This is a genomic window from Pseudofrankia inefficax (assembly GCF_000166135.1).
GTDB classification, from domain to species: domain Bacteria; phylum Actinomycetota; class Actinomycetes; order Frankiales; family Frankiaceae; genus Pseudofrankia; species Pseudofrankia inefficax.
Genome location: NC_014666.1, coordinates 2,408,838 through 2,425,330 on the forward strand (window position 1 = coordinate 2,408,838; position 16,493 = coordinate 2,425,330).

The 16,493-nt window shown below is 72.9% G+C and carries 10 protein-coding genes; 7 read left to right on the forward strand and 3 right to left on the reverse strand.

Annotated elements, in window-relative coordinates:
* Positions 1 to 6: 6 nt before the first annotated feature.
* Together FRAEUI1C_RS09810 and FRAEUI1C_RS37500 are read right to left on the reverse strand one after the other, a co-directional pair.
* A complete protein-coding gene (locus FRAEUI1C_RS09810) occupies positions 7 to 3,213 on the reverse strand; it encodes an AAA family ATPase (protein WP_013423139.1) in 3,207 nt (1,068 codons plus the stop codon).
* Positions 3,213 to 4,652, reverse strand: coding sequence for an exonuclease SbcCD subunit D (locus tag FRAEUI1C_RS37500; RefSeq protein WP_013423140.1), 1,440 nt, complete (start codon positions 4,650 to 4,652; stop codon positions 3,213 to 3,215). The genes FRAEUI1C_RS09810 and FRAEUI1C_RS37500 overlap by 1 nt, the downstream gene beginning before the upstream one ends.
* 783 nt (positions 4,653 to 5,435) lie before the next feature.
* Between FRAEUI1C_RS37500 and FRAEUI1C_RS09820 the strand changes: the two genes are divergently transcribed.
* A complete protein-coding gene (locus tag FRAEUI1C_RS09820) occupies positions 5,436 to 7,691 on the forward strand; it encodes an MMPL family transporter (RefSeq protein WP_013423141.1) in 2,256 nt (751 codons plus the stop codon).
* A 185-nt stretch (positions 7,692 to 7,876) separates the two neighbouring features.
* Positions 7,877 to 9,133: a glutamate-5-semialdehyde dehydrogenase gene (locus FRAEUI1C_RS09825; RefSeq protein ID WP_013423142.1), complete on the forward strand. Its 1,257-nt coding sequence runs from the start codon at positions 7,877 to 7,879 to the stop codon at positions 9,131 to 9,133.
* Between the two features lie 139 nt (positions 9,134 to 9,272).
* On the opposite strand, the gene FRAEUI1C_RS36080 is transcribed toward FRAEUI1C_RS09825, so the two are convergent.
* Positions 9,273 to 10,253: a glycosyltransferase family 2 protein gene (locus FRAEUI1C_RS36080; RefSeq protein WP_013423143.1), complete on the reverse strand. Its 981-nt coding sequence runs from the start codon at positions 10,251 to 10,253 to the stop codon at positions 9,273 to 9,275.
* A 270-nt stretch (positions 10,254 to 10,523) separates the two neighbouring features.
* Between FRAEUI1C_RS36080 and aceB the strand changes: the two genes are divergently transcribed.
* From aceB to FRAEUI1C_RS09855, 5 genes are all read left to right on the forward strand, one after another.
* Entirely contained in the window at positions 10,524 to 12,212 is a 1,689-nt protein-coding gene (aceB, locus tag FRAEUI1C_RS09835) for a malate synthase A (RefSeq protein ID WP_013423144.1), read from the forward strand.
* A gap of 247 nt (positions 12,213 to 12,459) precedes the next feature.
* Positions 12,460 to 13,344 carry an AAA family ATPase gene (locus FRAEUI1C_RS09840; RefSeq protein WP_013423145.1) on the forward strand — a complete coding sequence of 295 codons (885 nt, stop codon included), beginning with the start codon at positions 12,460 to 12,462 and terminating at the stop codon, positions 13,342 to 13,344.
* Between the two features lie 46 nt (positions 13,345 to 13,390).
* Complete coding sequence (locus tag FRAEUI1C_RS09845) at positions 13,391 to 14,812, forward strand: vWA domain-containing protein (protein WP_013423146.1); 1,422 nt, start codon at positions 13,391 to 13,393, stop codon at positions 14,810 to 14,812.
* A gap of 139 nt (positions 14,813 to 14,951) precedes the next feature.
* Positions 14,952 to 15,152: a hypothetical protein gene (locus tag FRAEUI1C_RS09850; protein ID WP_013423147.1), complete on the forward strand. Its 201-nt coding sequence runs from the start codon at positions 14,952 to 14,954 to the stop codon at positions 15,150 to 15,152.
* Positions 15,153 to 15,158: 6 nt separating this feature from the next.
* A complete protein-coding gene (locus FRAEUI1C_RS09855) occupies positions 15,159 to 16,436 on the forward strand; it encodes an FxsB family cyclophane-forming radical SAM/SPASM peptide maturase (RefSeq protein ID WP_157734881.1) in 1,278 nt (425 codons plus the stop codon).
* Positions 16,437 to 16,493: the final 57 nt, after the last annotated feature.

Genomic DNA, 16,493 nt, shown 5'->3' on the forward strand with positions numbered 1-16,493 from the left:
CCCCGGTCAGGCCGTGGTCTCGACGGTGCTGCCGCTGGGTCCCTTGCGGACCTGGATCTGGGTCGGGATGCGTAGGCGCAGGTCGGCGACGTGGCTGACGACGCCGACGAGACGGCCGCCGGCACGCAGCTCGTCGAGAACGTTCATGACCTCGTCCAGGCTGTCCGGGTCGAGCGTGCCGAAGCCCTCGTCGACGAACAACGCGTCGATCGCGTGGCCGCCCGCCTCGGCGCTCACGACGTCGGCGAGGCCGAGGGCGAGCGACAGCGCGGCCTGGAAGGTCTCGCCGCCCGACAGGGTCGCGGTCGGGCGCGACCGGCCCGTCCAGGCATCCAGCACGAGCAGCCCGAGGCCGGCCTTGCGGCGCCGGTCGCGGCGTTCGCCGGTGTCGTGGACGAGGGTGTAACGCCCCCCGCTCATCGCCGCCAGCCGGCGGCTCGCCGCGTGCGCGACCTCCTCCAGCCGGGCCGCCAGCACGTAGCTCGACAGTGGCATCCCGTGCTGGTTGGCCGGGGCCCGGCCGATCGCGAGGTCGGCCAGCTGGCGTAGCTGTGCCGCCGCGGCCCGGCGTGGGGAGAGGGCCGCGTGCGCGCCGGCGTACTCCTCCACCAGGGCCTCGAGCCGGCGGGCGCGCTGCGCCGCGGTCGCCGCCGTCGCCCAGGCCTCCTCGTGGGCCGCCTTCGCCGCCGCGGCCGCGCGCTCGTGCTCGTCGAGGCGGGCCGACGGGTCGTCGGCGGCCGCCGCCAGCTCGGGGGCCGCGAGCCGGGACCGGGCCTGGATCCGCTCGTCGCGGTGCCCCTGGATGCGCGTCTGCGCGTCGGCCAGCCAGTCCGGTTCGCGGACCGCGGCGAGCGCCGCGCCCGGATCCGCGAACCCCGCCTCCGTCGCCGCCTCCGCCGCGTCCGCGTCGGCCCGGCGGAGCTCGTCACGGGCCTGGGCCGCGGCCCGCACGGCCTGCTCGGCGTGCGCGCAGGCCCGGGCGAAGCGCGCGACCGCGTCGACCCGGCTCGCCAGGAGGGCCGGGTCGCGCAACGCGGACGGCACCGTCGCCAGTGCCCGAGCGGCCCGGTCCCGCGCCGCCGCGGCCCGCAGGCCGGCCGCCCGCTCCTCGGCCCGGTGGGTGGCGAGGTCCGCGTGTGCCCTGGTCTGAGCCTCGACGAGCGCGGCGAGGCCGGCCTGCGCGCCGGTGAGGTCAGCGGCGCTCGACGCGGCCTGGCCCGCCGCCGCGCCGAACGCCCGCGCGACCGCGTCGATCTCGGCGGCGGTCCGGTCCGGGCCGGCCGCCCCGAGATCGTCCTCGTCGGTGAGCAGCACCGCCTCGTCGAGCAACGTGCCGCGCAGGTCGGCCAGCATCCCGGCAACCGTCGCCGCGGCGTCGTCGCCGGAGCTGTCCGCGCCGGCTACCGCCGCGTCGGAGGCGCCGCCGCCTGGGCGCGGGCCATCGGCGAGCGCGGCGGGGGAGCGCAGCAGGGCCGCCAGCAGCGTCCTGACCTGGCCGGTCAGCCCGGCGACCTGGTCTCGCGCCGTGCCGGCGGCCGCCTCGCGCCGGGTGGCCGCCGCGTCGGCGTCCCGCTCGGCGTCCTTGCTCACGTGGTCGGCGCGGACCTCGGCCGGGTCGGGATGGTCGAGCGCGCCACAGACGGGGCACGGGGTGTCGTCTGCCAACGCGGCGGCCAGCTCGGCGGTGATCGCGTCGAAGCGCTGCTGGCGCAGCTCGACCGCGCGGGCCCTGGCCCGGGTGGCGCTCGCGGCCGCCTCGGTCGACTCGGCGAGTGCCCGCCTTCGCTCGCGGACCGCGTCCGCGAGGTCGGCCAGCTGCTCGGACCGCTCGGTCAGCGCCGGGGCGAGGTGGCCGGCCCGGCGGGCGGCGTCGGCCTGTTCCTGGGCCGCCTGGCGCCGCGCCGGCAGCGTCGTGGTGATCTCGGCTTCCCGGACGGCGGCGGCCTGGGCGTGCTCAAGGGCCTCGCGGTCGGCCAGGTCGGCCAGCGCCGCGTCCTCATGGGCGGCGACGAGGACAAGCGCGAGTGGCTCGAGGCGTCCCGACTCGGCGTGCGCGTCCGCGGCGAGCGCCGCCAGCTCGTCGGCCGTGGCGTCAGCCGTCTCCCGTGGTGGGTCGCCCGCGTCGGGGAGCGCCGCCGCGGCGACAGCGGCCCGGGCCGCGGCCTGCGCGGTCTCAGCCTGGGCGGCCTGCGCTGCCCTGCGCTGGGTCTCCGCGATGGCGCGGCTGACGGCGCCGGCCCGGGTCGCGGCGGCCAGCTCCGCGGCGAGCTCCTCGACCTGGGGCGCCTGTTCGTCCAGCTCCGCGAGGCGGCGGAGCAGCTGGGCGCGTTCCTCGGCCCGCCGGACTGCCTCGCGGGTCATGGCGAGCCCGCGTTCGGCCAGGTCCCGGACCTGCTGCGTCTCGTCTCGGCGGCGGTCGGCCGCCTGGGCAGCCTCGGCGGCGCCGGCGGCGAGCGCGCGGGCCCAGTCAGGGGCGGGAGGCTCGTCGGTGGCCGTCGCGCTCTCGGTGCCGGCGGGCACGGCGGCCTCGGTGTCGCCGGCTTCCGGCGGGCCCGCCGCCTCGGTGACCTTGGCGTGGACGCGGTCGAGGTCCTGGCGGGCGAGCCCGTGGTCGTCGGCGGCGCGCTTGGCCCGGTCGGCGAGCCACTGCTCGACCCGCTCGAACCGGCCGACGCTGAACAGCTGCTTGAGCAGCGCCTCGCGGGCGTCGTTGTCGGCGTGCAGGAAGTCGGCGAACCGGCCCTGGGGGAGCATCACCACCTGGAAGAACTGCTCCGGCCGCATGCCGAGATGCCCGTTGACCTCGTGGCCGACGTCCTCGTTGCGGGTGGCCTCGGCCGCCCAGCCCGAGCCGGTCCACCGTTCCAGCAGCGCGGTCGGGTGCTGGCGCTGGGTGCCGTCGCCGCGCCGCCTCGGCCGGTCCCAGCCGGGCGTGCGGGTGACGCGGAAGCGGCCGGCGGGCACCGAGTACTCCAGCCGCACCCGTGGGGCGACGTCCGGCGCGGCGTGATGGGAGCGCAGGTCGCGCACGCCACGCAGGCCGGGGACGGTGCCGTAGAGCGCGAAGCCGACGGCGTCGAGCAGGGTCGTCTTGCCGCCGCCGGTCTCGCCGCACAGCAGCACCAGTCCGCCGGCGCCCAGCCGGTCGAGGTCCAGCTCGACCTCGCCGGGGAAGGCGCCGAACGCGACGAGCTCCAGCCGGTGCGGGCGCATCAGGCCTCCCCGCGGGCGTCGGGCCAGGCGGCCGTGAGCCGGGCGGCGGTCAGCGCGTCGGCGAGCAGGGAGCGTTCGTCCTCGTCGGCCGGCGTGCCCCGCGCGAAGTCGACGAAGTCGGCGGCCACGTCGAGGTCGTCGCGGCCCCGGGTGCGCTGGGTGAACGTCCGGCCGTCGTCGGCGGGCGCGTGCTCGGGCTCGTGGCGCAGCACCAGGGTGTGCGGGAAGCGGGCGCGCAGCCGGCTCATCGCGTCGACGGGGCGGGCGTCGTCGGTCAGTACCGCGGCCACCAGGTCCTCGGTGTGCTCGCCGTACTCCAGCCGGGTGAGCAGCTGCTCCAGCGGGCCGCGCAGGATCGTCATCCGCCGGTGCACCGGCACCGGGACAGGTTCGACGCGGGCGAGCCCGGCCGGTCCGAGCTCGACGAGCAGCGACGCCTTCGCGTCCTGCGTCTCGGAGAAGGAATAGGCCAGCGGCGAGCCGCTGTAGCGCAGGTCGGCCCGGCCGAGGACCCGCTGTGGCCGGTGCAGATGGCCGAGCGCCGCGTAGGTGATCCCGTCGAACAGGGCGGCGGGCACGTGCGCGGCGCCGCCGACGCTGATGTCGCGCTCGCTGTCGCTGCCGGCCGCCCCGGTGACCCAGGCGTGCGCGACGACGACCGACCGGGCGCCGGGGTGGTCGGCCAGGTCGGCCCGCACGGCGGCCATCGCCCGGCGCATCGTCCCGGCGTGCGTGAGCGCCGCCGCGCGGCGGGCCCGGCGACGTCCGTCGTGGAACGCGGGAGGGCGGGGCGCGGCGGGCACCAGGCTCGGGGCGAGCTCGTCCTCGTCGAACAGCGAGACCATGCCCGGGAAGGGCGGCTCGACCGGCCCCTCGGCCAGGGCCGGGGACGGCGGCCCGGATGCGGGGTCGGTGGCGTCGCCGGGGCCAGTCCCGACCGGCCCCTCGGCGCCCACGCCCGGGGCCGGGTCGTCGGTGGGGTCGGTTTCCAGCTCGTCGGCGGGGTCGTCCACCACGGGAAGCACGTCGGCGACCGCGGCCGGCTCCAGATAGGGGACCGGGTAGACCCGGACCGGGCCGAACCGGTCCTCGACGACCACGGCGGACGCGAGCCGAGCCGGGTCGGTGCGGATGGCGACGCGGGGGTCGAGCAGCCCGGCCTTGTCGCCGAGGCGTGCCGCGGCGTCGTGGTTGCCGCTGATGACCACCACCCGGGCTCCCGTGTCGCGCAGCCGGGACAGCGCCTCGTCGAACAGCCGCAGCGCGCCCACCGGCGGGATCGCCCGGTCGTGCACGTCGCCCGCGACCACGACCAGGTCGACCCGCTCGGCGCGGGTCACCTGGACGAGATGGTCGACGTACGCGGCCTGCGCGGTGGCGAGGTCGAAGCCGTGCAGGCGACGTCCGAGATGCCAGTCGGACGTGTGCAGGACGAGCATGCGCGCCTCTCCCCAGTCGAGCCTCGTTCGGGCGTCCCGCTCCGGTCACGTCGCTACGCCGCGCTGCGCCCATGATCATATGGCCCGGGCCGCGGCGACCCGCGACGCGTGGCACCACCGGGTGGGCGCGCCGCCGCCCACCCGCCCCGCCCGGCCCGGGGCGGTCACCGTCCGGGCCCGCCGTCGCGGGTGCCCCTCGGGTACGCGGGTCTGCGTACCCGGAGTGTCGCCTGTGGGCGGACGACGCGGGCCCGGGGGTCGAGCATGCTCGCCTCATGACGCGTTCCGGGCGGCGTGGGCCGGTCGCGGCCGGGGCGACGCGCCCGGACCGAGTCGTGGCGCCCTTCGTGTGGTCTAACTCACTTTCGATGGCTGGACGGTCAGATCGGCCGGCGCGCGGCGGTCAGACCTGCGAAGTCGTTCGCCATGCCGGCCAGCCTTCGTGCGCAGGTGCGACCGATGTCTGAGTAAAGACTTGTTGAGCGAGTAAGACAATGAGATAGTGACGCCAACCGGAGGAGGGCGGCGTCCACCGCCTGATCAGCCGAAAACCTGATGGCGTCAGAGCGGGACGGCGCCATCATCGAAGGCGCGGAGCCTGGCCACGAACGTGTCACACCCGGCCAGTACGGTCCGTGCCAGCCAGCGGCGCCGCCCCGGTGGTCGTGCCGCCCGCCCGCGGGCGCCGCGTCAGCCAGATCAGCACCTGCCCCCGACGGGCCACTGGCCGGACCGCGCCCGTCGTCGCCGAGCCGAGACCGAAAGTCGACCGGGAGAGACACGATGACCAGTGACCTGGCCGCGGAGGAACGCTCCGGGACCGCGCCGCCGCCCCCGCCCGCCGCACCCAGCTCCGGACGCCGCCGGCCGTGGTTCGTCTACGCCTTCGGCCTCGCCGCGCTCGTCGTCTTCCTGATCGGCGGCGGCGGCTTCCAGTTCCAGGGCAAGCTCAGCCAGGTCCAGAAGAACGACAACGCGTCGTACCTGCCTGGCTCGGCCGAGTCGACGAAGGTCGACAAGGAGTCGCAGAAGTTCCAGAACATCGCGACGATCCCCGGCTTCATCATCTATCAGCGGGCCGGCGGCCTGACCGGGCCCGACAAGGCGAAGATCGCCGCTGACCGGGTCAAGTTCGGCAAGGTCCAGGGGGTGGCGGCCGATCAGGTCGGGCAGCCGCAGTTCTCCAAGAACGACTCGGTGGCTTCGACCTCGGTGCCGCTGATCGGCAAGAACGGCGACACCGAGGTCAACGGTGACGACCTCAGCAAGACCGAGAAGGCCGTCATCGACGTCGCGAAGGCTGACCTGCCGGCAGGCCTCGTGGTGCACAGCGCCGGGCCGGGCGGCCTGCTGGTCGCCTTCATCGACGCGTTCGGCGGTCTCGACGGCCAGCTGCTGCTCGCCGCCGGTCTGGTCGTCATCATCATCCTGCTCGTCGTCTACCGCAGCCCGGTGCTCTGGTTCTTCCCGCTGTTCAGCGCGGCGCTCGCGCTCGGCGTGTCCTCGCTGGTCATCTACCCGCTGGCCAAGCACGGCGCGCTCACCCTCACCGGCCAGAGCCAGGGCATCCTGTCCGTCGTCGTGATCGGCGCCGGGACGGACTACGCACTCCTGCTCGTCAGCCGTTATCGCGAGGAACTGCACAACTATCGCGGTCGGATCGACGCGATGATGGCCGCCTGGCGCGGGGCCGCCCCGGCGATCGCCGCCTCCGGCCTGACCGTCATCCTCGGCCTGCTCTGCCTCAGCCTCGGCGAGCTGAACTCGAACAAGAGCCTCGGGCCGGTCTGCGCGATCGGCGTCGCCTGCACCGTCGTGATGATGCTGGTCTTCCTGCCGGTGTTCCTCGTCGTCGTCGGCCGGTGGGTGTTCTGGCCGCGGATCCCCCGGTTCGACAACCACGCCGACGTCGCCACCCACGGCGTCTGGTCACGGTTCGCCACGAGGCTCGAGAAGCGCTCCCGGCTCGGCTGGATCGGCACCGCGGTGCTGCTGCTGATCTGCGTGGCGTTCCTGCCGACCCTGAAGACCGGCGGCCTGTCGACGCTGGACACCTTCACCACCCAGCCGGACGCGATCGTCGGCCAGAAGATCTACGACGCCAACTTCGACGCCGGCGCCGGCGCCCCGGCCGTGATCACCGCGAAGGCCGACAAGGCTGCCGCAGTGATCGCCGCGGTCTCGAAGATCCCGGGCGTCGACACCAAGCCGGGTTCGGTGTGCATCGAGGCCGACTACGCCAAGATCGGTGAGCTGGTCCGGTCCGGGGCCGTCACCCCGGCCCAGCTCGCGTCCAGCGCGAGCTGCCCGCCAGCCTCCCTCCAGGTCAGGCCGTCGCCCGACGGCCGGATCGTGATCGACGCGGCGATCATCTACCGGTACGACACCAAGCAGGCCGAGACCACCGTCCTGAACATCCGGACCGCGGCGCACGCGGTCCCGGGCGCGGAGGCCCTGGTGGGCGGCTCGACGGCCGTCAACCATGACGTCAACGCGGCCTCCCGCCATGACCGCGACCTGGTGATCCCGATCGTGCTGCTCGTGATCCTGATCGTCCTCGGACTGCTGCTGCGGGCGCTCGTCGCGCCGCTGCTGCTGATCGTCACCGTGGTGCTGTCGTTCGCGGCGGCGCTCGGCGTCTCGGCGGTGGTGTTCAACCACGTGCTCGACTTCGCCAACGCGGATCCGGCCTATCCACTGTTCTCGTTCGTGTTCCTGGTGGCACTGGGCATCGACTACAACATCTTCCTGATGACCCGGGTGCGAGAGGAGACGCTCACCCACGGCACCAGGGCCGGCATCACCCGTGGCCTGGCCGTCACCGGTGGTGTGATCACCTCGGCGGGCGTCGTGCTGGCCGCGACGTTCGCGGTGCTGGCGGTGCTGCCGCTGGTCACCCTGGCCGAGATCGGCTTCACGGTCGCGTTCGGGGTCCTGCTGGACACGATCATCGTCCGGTCGATCCTGGTCCCGTCGCTGTCCCACGAGATCGGCAAGCGGATCTGGTGGCCGTCGAAGCTCGCCAGGGCCGCCGACTGACGGTGACACCCGCGGGCGGCTGACGGCCGTCCGCACCCGGCCCGAAGGCCGCGTGGTCAGCCGACCACGCGGCCTTCTCCGTCCGGTCCGGCGCGGGAGAATCCGGGCAGGTAGCCTCGTTGGATGGCGCGCGGCGCCGGCCCCGAGCCGGGTTGCCCTGTTCGCCGCCGAGAAGGGAACGGGTCATGCAGGTCTCCGCGGACGATGTCCGAGCGAGCGCGGTACGCGCGAAGCAGGCCGCGGCGGTCCTCGCCCCACTGACACGCGCGGCCAAGGACACCGCCCTGCTGGGCATGGCCGACGCGCTGCTGGCCCGCGCCGACGAGCTGATCCGCGCCAACGCCGAGGACGTCGCCGCGGCGCGGGCGGCCGGCACCTCGCCCGCGCTGGTCGACCGGCTCACCCTCACCGAGGCCCGGCTGACCGCGATGGCCGACGGCCTGCGCCAGGTGGCCGCGCTCGACGACCCGGTGGGCGAGGTCCTGCGCGGTCGGGTGCTGCCCAACGGCATCGAGCTGCGCCAGGTCCGCGTCCCGCTCGGCGTGGTCGGGATCATCTACGAGGCCCGGCCGAACGTCACGGTCGACGCGGCCGGGCTGTGCCTGAAGAGCGGCAACGCGGCGCTGCTGCGCGGCAGTGCCTCGGCCCAGCGGTCCAACGTCGCGCTCGTCGGCGTGCTGCGCGACGCCGCGGTCGCCGCCGGCCTGCCGGCCGATGCCGTGCAGCTCGTCCCCGGGGTCGACCACGAGTCGGTCAAGCACCTCATGCGCCTGCGCGGCCTCGTCGACGTGCTGATCCCGCGCGGCGGTGCCGGCCTGATCCGCGCCGTCGTCGAGGAGTCGACGGTGCCGGTGATCGAGACCGGGATCGGCATCTGCCACGTCTACGTGGACAAGGACGCCGACCTCGACATGGCGGTGGAGATCGCGGTCAACTCCAAGACCCAGCGGGTCTCGGTCTGCAACTCGGCCGAGACGCTGCTCGTGCACGCCGACGTCGCCGCGGAGTTCCTGCCGAAGGTGCTCGGCGCGCTCACCGCGGCGGGCGTCACGATCCACGGCGACGAGGCGGTGCGCGCCGCGGACCCGACCGCGCTGGCGGCGACGGAGGACGACTGGGCGGCCGAGTACCTCTCGCTCGACCTCGCCGTGAAGGTCGTTCCGTCGCTCGACGCGGCCGTCGAGCACATCCGTCGCTACGGCAGCGGGCACACCGAGTCGATCGTCACCAGTTCGCTCGCCGCCTCCCGGCGGTTCATCGCCACCTGCGACAGCGCCGCGATCATGGTGAACGTCTCGACCCGGTTCACCGACGGCGAGCGGTTCGGCATGGGTGCCGAGATCGGCATCTCCACCCAGAAGCTGCACGCGCGTGGCCCGATGGGCCTGCCCGAGCTGACGTCGACCACCTGGATCGGCATCGGCGACGGTCACCTCGTCTGACCGGTTCAGCGTCTCTGACCCGGCTCCGACCGGCTCGGCGTCTCTGACCGGCTCGGCGTCTGACCGGCTCGGCGAGGCCCACCCCGGGCCGGTTCGCGGTCGCTCAGCAGCCGAGAACCGACCCCGGGCCCGCCGCTGGTCAGCCGAGGCGGCGGCGGGTCTCGACGAGCACCGCGCGAAAGCCGCCACCGCCAGCCCGGGCGGAGGCGTGCACGAGATGGTCTTTCACCAACTCGCCGAAAGAGACCGGGTGGCGGGCGACCATGACGACGGCCTTGCCGGCCGCGGCGGGAATGGCCTGACGGGTCTTCGCCGCCAACATCAGTTCCTGCCCCGCCGCCTTGAGGCCCAGCACCGCCCGCCAGAACGCCAGCCCGGACCGGCGGGCCCGCTCCAGCTCAATGCTGCTCTGTGTGTGGACGCGTTCGCGGCGCAGCACGAACGTGATGCCGTCGAGCATCTTCTGGGCGTCGCTTGACGTGTTCGCGCCGTGCATCCGGTACTCCGCGTAGCACTCCTCGGTATCCAGCACCGGGTACTGGCGCGCGAGCCGGAGGTATAGCTCGTAGTCGTCGGCGCCCTTCAGCCTGCGGTCCTCCGACCAGCCGCCGGCCGTCGTCAGCAGGGAACGGCGGAACAGCACGGTCGAGGGCGGAACGATCCAGGACTGATAGAGCAGCTCCCGGTAGTGATCCCGCCGGACCGCCGGCCGCAGGTCCGCCGCGCCGGACTCCCACGGCGCGCCGTCGGCCCTGATCATGCGGTTGCGCCCGGAGACGAACGCGGCGTCCGGTTCCGTGTCCAGGAGTTTGGTCGCGTGTGCCAGCGCGCTGGGCACCAGGCGGTCGTCCTGGTCGAGGAACACGACGTAGTCGGTGTCCGCCCGCCGCAGGCCGGCATTACGCGCCGCTCCGACGCCCTGGTTCTGCTGCTTGATCACTTCGACCGTGGGGAACTCGGCCAGGACAGCGTCCGGGTCGTCGGTGGAGCCGTCGTCCACCACAATCACCCGCGCCGGCGGTGGTTCTTGTGTCAACGCGCTGGTCAACGCGTCACCGAGAAGTGCCGCACCGTTGTAGATCGGCACAATGACGGTGATCGGCAGTGGCTCTGCCGGCATTCCAGCCTCCTTCTCCGAGGGACACGAGAAGAGTATTCCGTATTTCTCCTTCATTCACGTAGGAGGTCTCGGGAGTCATGTTTCATAATTTACTTCCGTGTGGAAGATAGGGTCGACATTAACGTGAGTGTTAGGCCGTCTCGACGTGACGTCAGGCAGACCGGATCAGCGGGGAAGTACACCGCGCGCCCGGATATATCTGCCCAGGTGGCGCCCGTTGGCCCCGGCGGCGGCCAGACTGGGACCTGGCCGGCGAGGGATGGAGGCGCGATGGGTGCGACAGGCGAGTCAGCGGGCGCGACGGACGGCGTCGAGGTCGAGCGGGAGGTGGCCGGGCTCGACGCCTCGGACGCGGCCTCGCTCGCCGCGGACGTGCTCACCGACGACGCGGTGGCGTTCGTCGCCGGGCTGCAGCGCGCGTTCGGCGCGCGGCGCTCCGAACTGCTGGCCAACCGGGCCCGGCGGCGGGCCGCGATCGCCGCGGGCGGATCGCTGGACTTCCTGCCCGAGACGGCCGAGGTCCGCGCCGGCGCCTGGACGGTCGCCCCACCCGCCCCGGATCTGGCCGACCGCCGCTGCGAGATCACCGGCCCGACGGACGCGAAGATGGTCATCAACGCCCTCAACAGCGGCGCCCGGCTGTTCATGGCGGACTTCGAGGACGCCAACGTCCCCACCTGGGCGAACTTGCTCGACGGCCAGCGCAACCTCACCGCGGCGATCGCGGGCACGCTGTCCTTCACCAACCCGGACGGCCGCGTCTACCGGCTCGTCGACCGGCCCGCGACCCTGGTCGTCCGGCCGCGCGGCTGGCATCTGCCCGAGCGGCACGTCATGGTCGACGGCGCCGCCGTGTCCGGCTCGCTGTTCGACGCCGGGCTCTACCTGTTCCGCAACGCGCGGACCCTCGCGGCGGCCGGCCGGACCCCGGCGTTCTACCTGCCGAAGATGGAGAGCCACCTCGAGGCCCGGCTGTGGAACGACGTGTTCGGCTTCGCCGAGGACGCCCTGAGGCTCGCCCAGGGCACCATCCGGGCCACCGTGCTGATCGAGACGCTCCCGGCCGCGTTCGAGATGGACGAGATCCTCTACGAGCTGCGCGAGCACTCCGCCGGGCTCAACGCGGGCCGCTGGGACTACCTGTTCTCCACGATCAAGACGTTCGCCGCCCGGCCCGGCGAGTTCCTCCTGCCCGACCGCAACGCCGTGACGATGACCGCGCCGTTCCTACGGGCGTATACCGAACTGCTCGTCTCGACCTGCCATCGGCGCGGCGCGCACGCGATCGGTGGCATGGCGGCGTTCATCCCGTCGCGGCGCGACCCCGCGGTGAACGCGGCCGCCCTGGCGAAGGTCCGGGCCGACAAGGTCCGCGAGTCCGGGGACGGGTTCGACGGCAGCTGGGTCGCGCATCCCGACCTCGTCCCCGTCTGCACCGAGGTCTTCGACGGCGTCCTGGGCGCCGCGCCCAACCAGCTCAGCCGGCAGCGCCCCGACGTCCACGTCACCGCCGACGCGCTCCTCGACGTCGCCGCGACCCCTGGCGAGATCACCGAGCAGGGGGTGCGGATCAACATCAGCGTCGGGCTGCGCTACCTGGAGACCTGGTTGCGCGGCTCCGGCGCGGTCGGCATCGACAACCTGATGGAGGACGCGGCCACCGCGGAGATCTCGCGCAGCCAGCTCTACCAGTGGGTCGCCGCCGGCGCGAAGCTCGCCGACGGCCGGGTCGTCACCGCCGAGCTGGTCCGCCAGATCCTCGCCGAGGAGGTCGCTCGGCTGAGCCCGTCGGGCCCGGTCCCGGACGCGGAAGCGGGCTCTCTGCCGGGCGCCGGCGAATCGGCCGAGGCCGGAAAGGCCGGCGGGCGATGGGCGGACGCCCTCGAGCTTTTCGAGCAGACCGCGCTCGGTGAACCCTTCGCCGAGTTCCTCACACTGCCCGCCTACGACCGGATCTGACCGGTCACGAACGGTGCCCCACGTGGGCCTGACCAGGAAAGTTATCCACGCGAAACATAACCCTCCGCGTCCATCACATCCCGGACTCGTAGCAGTACGCGATTCTGGCCCGTTCCACTGGCACTATGGGACGGACGGATAACGGATCCAAGGGGATCAGTGCGACGTGTTGGCCATGCGCGCCGACTCGCCGCCGGGTCGCGCGCACCGTGCGCGGCGATGAGACGGACGTAGGGCGGGGAAGTCCATGTCGTTGCAGGAACACGCCTTCGCTGATGTCGCGGACGTCCGCGGCCGGTTGCGGGAGACGGGCTACCTCGCCGACGAGGCGATCGCCACCACCATCTTCCTCGCGGACCGGCTGCGCAAGCCGCTGCTGGTCGAGGGACCGGCGGGCACCGGCAAGACGGAGCTCGCCAAGGCGCTGGCCGGGTCCACCGGGGCCGAGCTGATCCGCCTGCAGTGCTACGAGGGCCTGGACGAGGCGCGCGCGCTCTACGAGTGGAACTACAAGAAGCAGCTGCTGCGCATCCAGTCCGCGTCCGGCGACGGCGGTGGTGACTGGCGCTCGACGCACGACGACATCTTCAGCGAGGAGTTCCTGCTCGCCCGGCCGCTGCTGTCCGCGATCCGCCGGGACGGGCCGACCGTGCTGCTCATCGACGAGACCGACAAGGCCGACGTCGAGGTCGAGGGCCTGCTGCTGGAGGTGCTCTCCGACTTCCAGGTGACCATCCCGGAGCTCGGCACGATCGCCGCGACCCGCCGGCCGTTCGTCGTCCTGACCTCGAACGCGACCCGTGAGCTGTCGGAGGCGCTCAAGCGCCGCTGCCTCTACCTGAACCTGGACTACCCGTCGGCGGCCCGGGAGAAGGAGATCCTGCTCGCCCGGGTCCCCGAGCTGCCGGAACAGCTGGCCGAGGCGCTGGTCCGCACGGTCCGCGCGCTGCGCGCGATGGAGCTGAAGAAGGCCCCGTCGATCGCGGAGACCATCGACTGGGGCCAGACCGTGCTCGCGCTCGGTTTCGACTCGCTGGACGAGGAAGAAGTGAAGAGCACCCTGGGTGTGGTGCTCAAGCACGCGAGCGACCAGGCCCGCGCGATCAGCCAGCTCAAGCTCGGCGCCAACTGACCCGACCCGGTCGGCAGGGGTCCGGTCGGATGAACAGGGGTTTCGGATGAACCTGGTGGACCGCACGGTCGAGTTCACGGCCGCGCTACGGCGGGCCGGCGTGCCGGTGAGCACGGCCGAGACCGTCGACGCCGCCCGTGCCGTCGGCGCGATCGGCTGGCTGGACCGGGAGGCCGTCCGGGCCGCCTTCGCGACCACGATGTGCAAGCGGCCGCTCTACCGCAACGCCTTCGACACCCTGTTCGACCTGTACTTCCCGCCCCGGATCGGCGACGGCGTGGCCATCGGCGGCGACGGCGTCCCGGGCCTCGGTGACGGCGAGCCCAGCGGCGAGGAGCGCGAGCCGACCCGCGAGGAGCTGGACGCGCTGAAGAAGGCGCTGCGCGAGCAGCTCCAGCAGGCCCTGCTCGACGGCGACGACGAGTCGCTGCGCGACCTCGCCCGCCAGGCCGTCGCCGCGTTCGGCTCCGCCCCCGGCGGCGGGCAGAACGGCCGCTCGTGGTTCGTCTTCCGGGTGCTGCGCGCGATGTCCCCGGACACCCTGATCGCCGCCCTGCTCGCCGCGATGCTCGGCCCACAGGAACGCGGCGGGCTCGCCGAGCGGATCGCCCGGCAGACCATCACCGACCGGATCCGCTCCTTCGAGGAGATGATCCAGTCCGAGATCCGCCGCCGGATGGCCGAGGAACGCGGCCTTCAGGCCACCGAGCGCACGGCGGTCAAGCCGCTCACCGACCAGGTCGAGTTCCTGCGGGCCTCCCACCAGGACCTCGTCGAGCTGCGCCGCCAGGTCTACCCGCTGGCCCGACGGCTCGCGACCCGGCTGACCGCCAAGCGCCGGTCCGGCCGCACCGGCCGGCTGGACTTCCGCCGCACCGTCCGCGCGTCGCTGGCCACGGGCGGCGTGCCGCTGGAGACCAAGCACCGCCCGCACAAGCCGCACAAGCCCGAGCTGGTCGTGCTGTGCGACGTCTCCGGCTCGGTCGCGTCGTTCGCGCACTTCACCCTGATGCTCACGCACGCCCTGCGCGAGCAGTTCTCGAAGGTGCGGGCGTTCGGCTTCATCGACACGACCGACGAGGTCACCCGGTTCCTGCGCGGCGTCGACCTCGGCGACATGATGGGCCGGATCGCCAGCGAGGCGGACCTGGTCTGGTTCGACGGCCACAGCGACTACGGCCACGCCATCGAGGTGTTCGCCGAGCGCTATCCGGACGCCGTCGGCCCCAAGACGTCCCTGCTCGTCCTCGGCGACGCCCGCAACAACTACCGCGCGACCGAGTCGACCATTTTCAAGCGGCTGTGCTCCCAGGCCCGGCACGCCTACTGGCTGAACCCGGAGCCGAAGTCCTACTGGGGCTCCGGCGACTCGGCGACCAAGGCCTACGGCGACATCGTCGACGAGATGGTCGAGTGCCGCAACGTCGAACAGCTGGAAGCCTTCATCGAGCGGCTCCTGCCGACCTGATTTCCCCGATCCGTTGGCTGTTACGCGATTCGGCGGAATCCTGTCGACCTTGCTGGGACAATTCTCCTGCGGGGCCGTGACAGCGACCGATCCTCCAGGACGCGATGGCGCCGCCCAGGTGTGCAACAGGGGGCCCATCATGGACCAGTCCGCGTTCGCCGCGAGCACCAGTGACCTCGATTCCGGGATGTCCGCGCTTGACCACGCCCTCGCCCGGCGGGCGTCCGCCGACGGAGACCTGGTGAGCGGCGCCTACGTGCACAACTCAGGCCCGTGCCTGTTCCGCCCACGTCATTCCTCGTCCACGTCGGCCTCCCGGCTGACGGACACCAAGAACTGACGGGTGGTGCCCGCCGCATTGCCGTGGCCGGTACCGGTTCGCGGGCCGGCCAACGCGGGCTTCATCCCCGCGGCGGATCGAGCGGCAGCGGCCTGGAACGCGCCGCTACCGCCCGGGTGGACGCCCACGCCGTTCCGTGAGTTCGTTCTCAAGGTCGCCTCGCGCTGCAACCTCGACTGCGACTACTGCTACGTCTATCACCTGGCCGACCAGTCGTGGCGAGCTCAGCCGCGGTTCATGACCGACGAGACAGCGGCCGCGACGGCGGACCGGGTCGCCGAGCACGTGCGAACCCACGAACTGGAGTTCGTGAACTTCCGGCTTCACGGCGGGGAGCCGCTGCTCGCGGGCCAGGATCGGCTGCGCCGGATCGTCCGCATCCTCCGTGAGCGTCTCACCCCGCTGACGGAGGTCACCGTCACGGTGCAGACGAACGGCGTGCTGCTCGACGAGCCGATGGCGGCATTCCTCCTCAAGGAGGACATCGGCGTCGGCATCAGCCTGGACGGCGACCGATATGCCAACGACCTGCATCGCACCTACGCCGACGGCCGGTCCAGCTATGACGAGGTGGTCGCGGCTATTCGCATGATGCAGCGGCCCGAGTTCCGCTCGCATTTCCTCGGACTGCTGTGCACAATTCAACTGGAGGCGGACCCGGCCCAGGTCTGGGGCGAATTGCTCAGGCTGGGCGTCGAGGGCGCGGATTTCCTGCTCCCGCACGGCACCTGGGAAAACCCACCACCGGGCCTCACCCCGGGCGATGGTCGCACCCCTTACGCCGACTGGCTCATCCCGCTGTTCGACAGCTGGTTCGACGCGCCGATCAGGCAGCTCTCGGTGCGCACCTTCGAGTCGCTGGTGCATCTGTTGCTCGGGGGAGTAGGCGCCCACGAGTCGTTCGGGCTCGCCCCGGTCGCGCTGGTCGTCGTCGAGTCGGACGGTTCCTATGAGCAGGTGGACACGCTGAAGGCCGTCGGGCAGGGCGCCGCCGCCAGCGGTCGGACCGTGTTCACGGACCCGCTCGACGCGCTGTTCGACGTTCCGGCCTTCGTGCAGCGCCAACTCGGGCTGCATGGCCTTTCCGCCGAGTGCCACCGCTGCGAGGTCGTGGCGACCTGCGGAGCTGGGCTGTTCCCGCACCGCTACCGGCCCGGGGGCGGATTCACCAACCCGACGGTCTTCTGCGCGGACCAGTACGCGCTGATCGTCCACATACAGCGGCGCGTCGAGGAGGCTCTCGAGCGCCGGGGCACCACTCTGGCGGCCGTCCGCGCCGGTTGACCGGGCGTCGGCCCGTGTGGCTTGGACCTGCGGGCCTACGGCGACGTCGTTGACAGG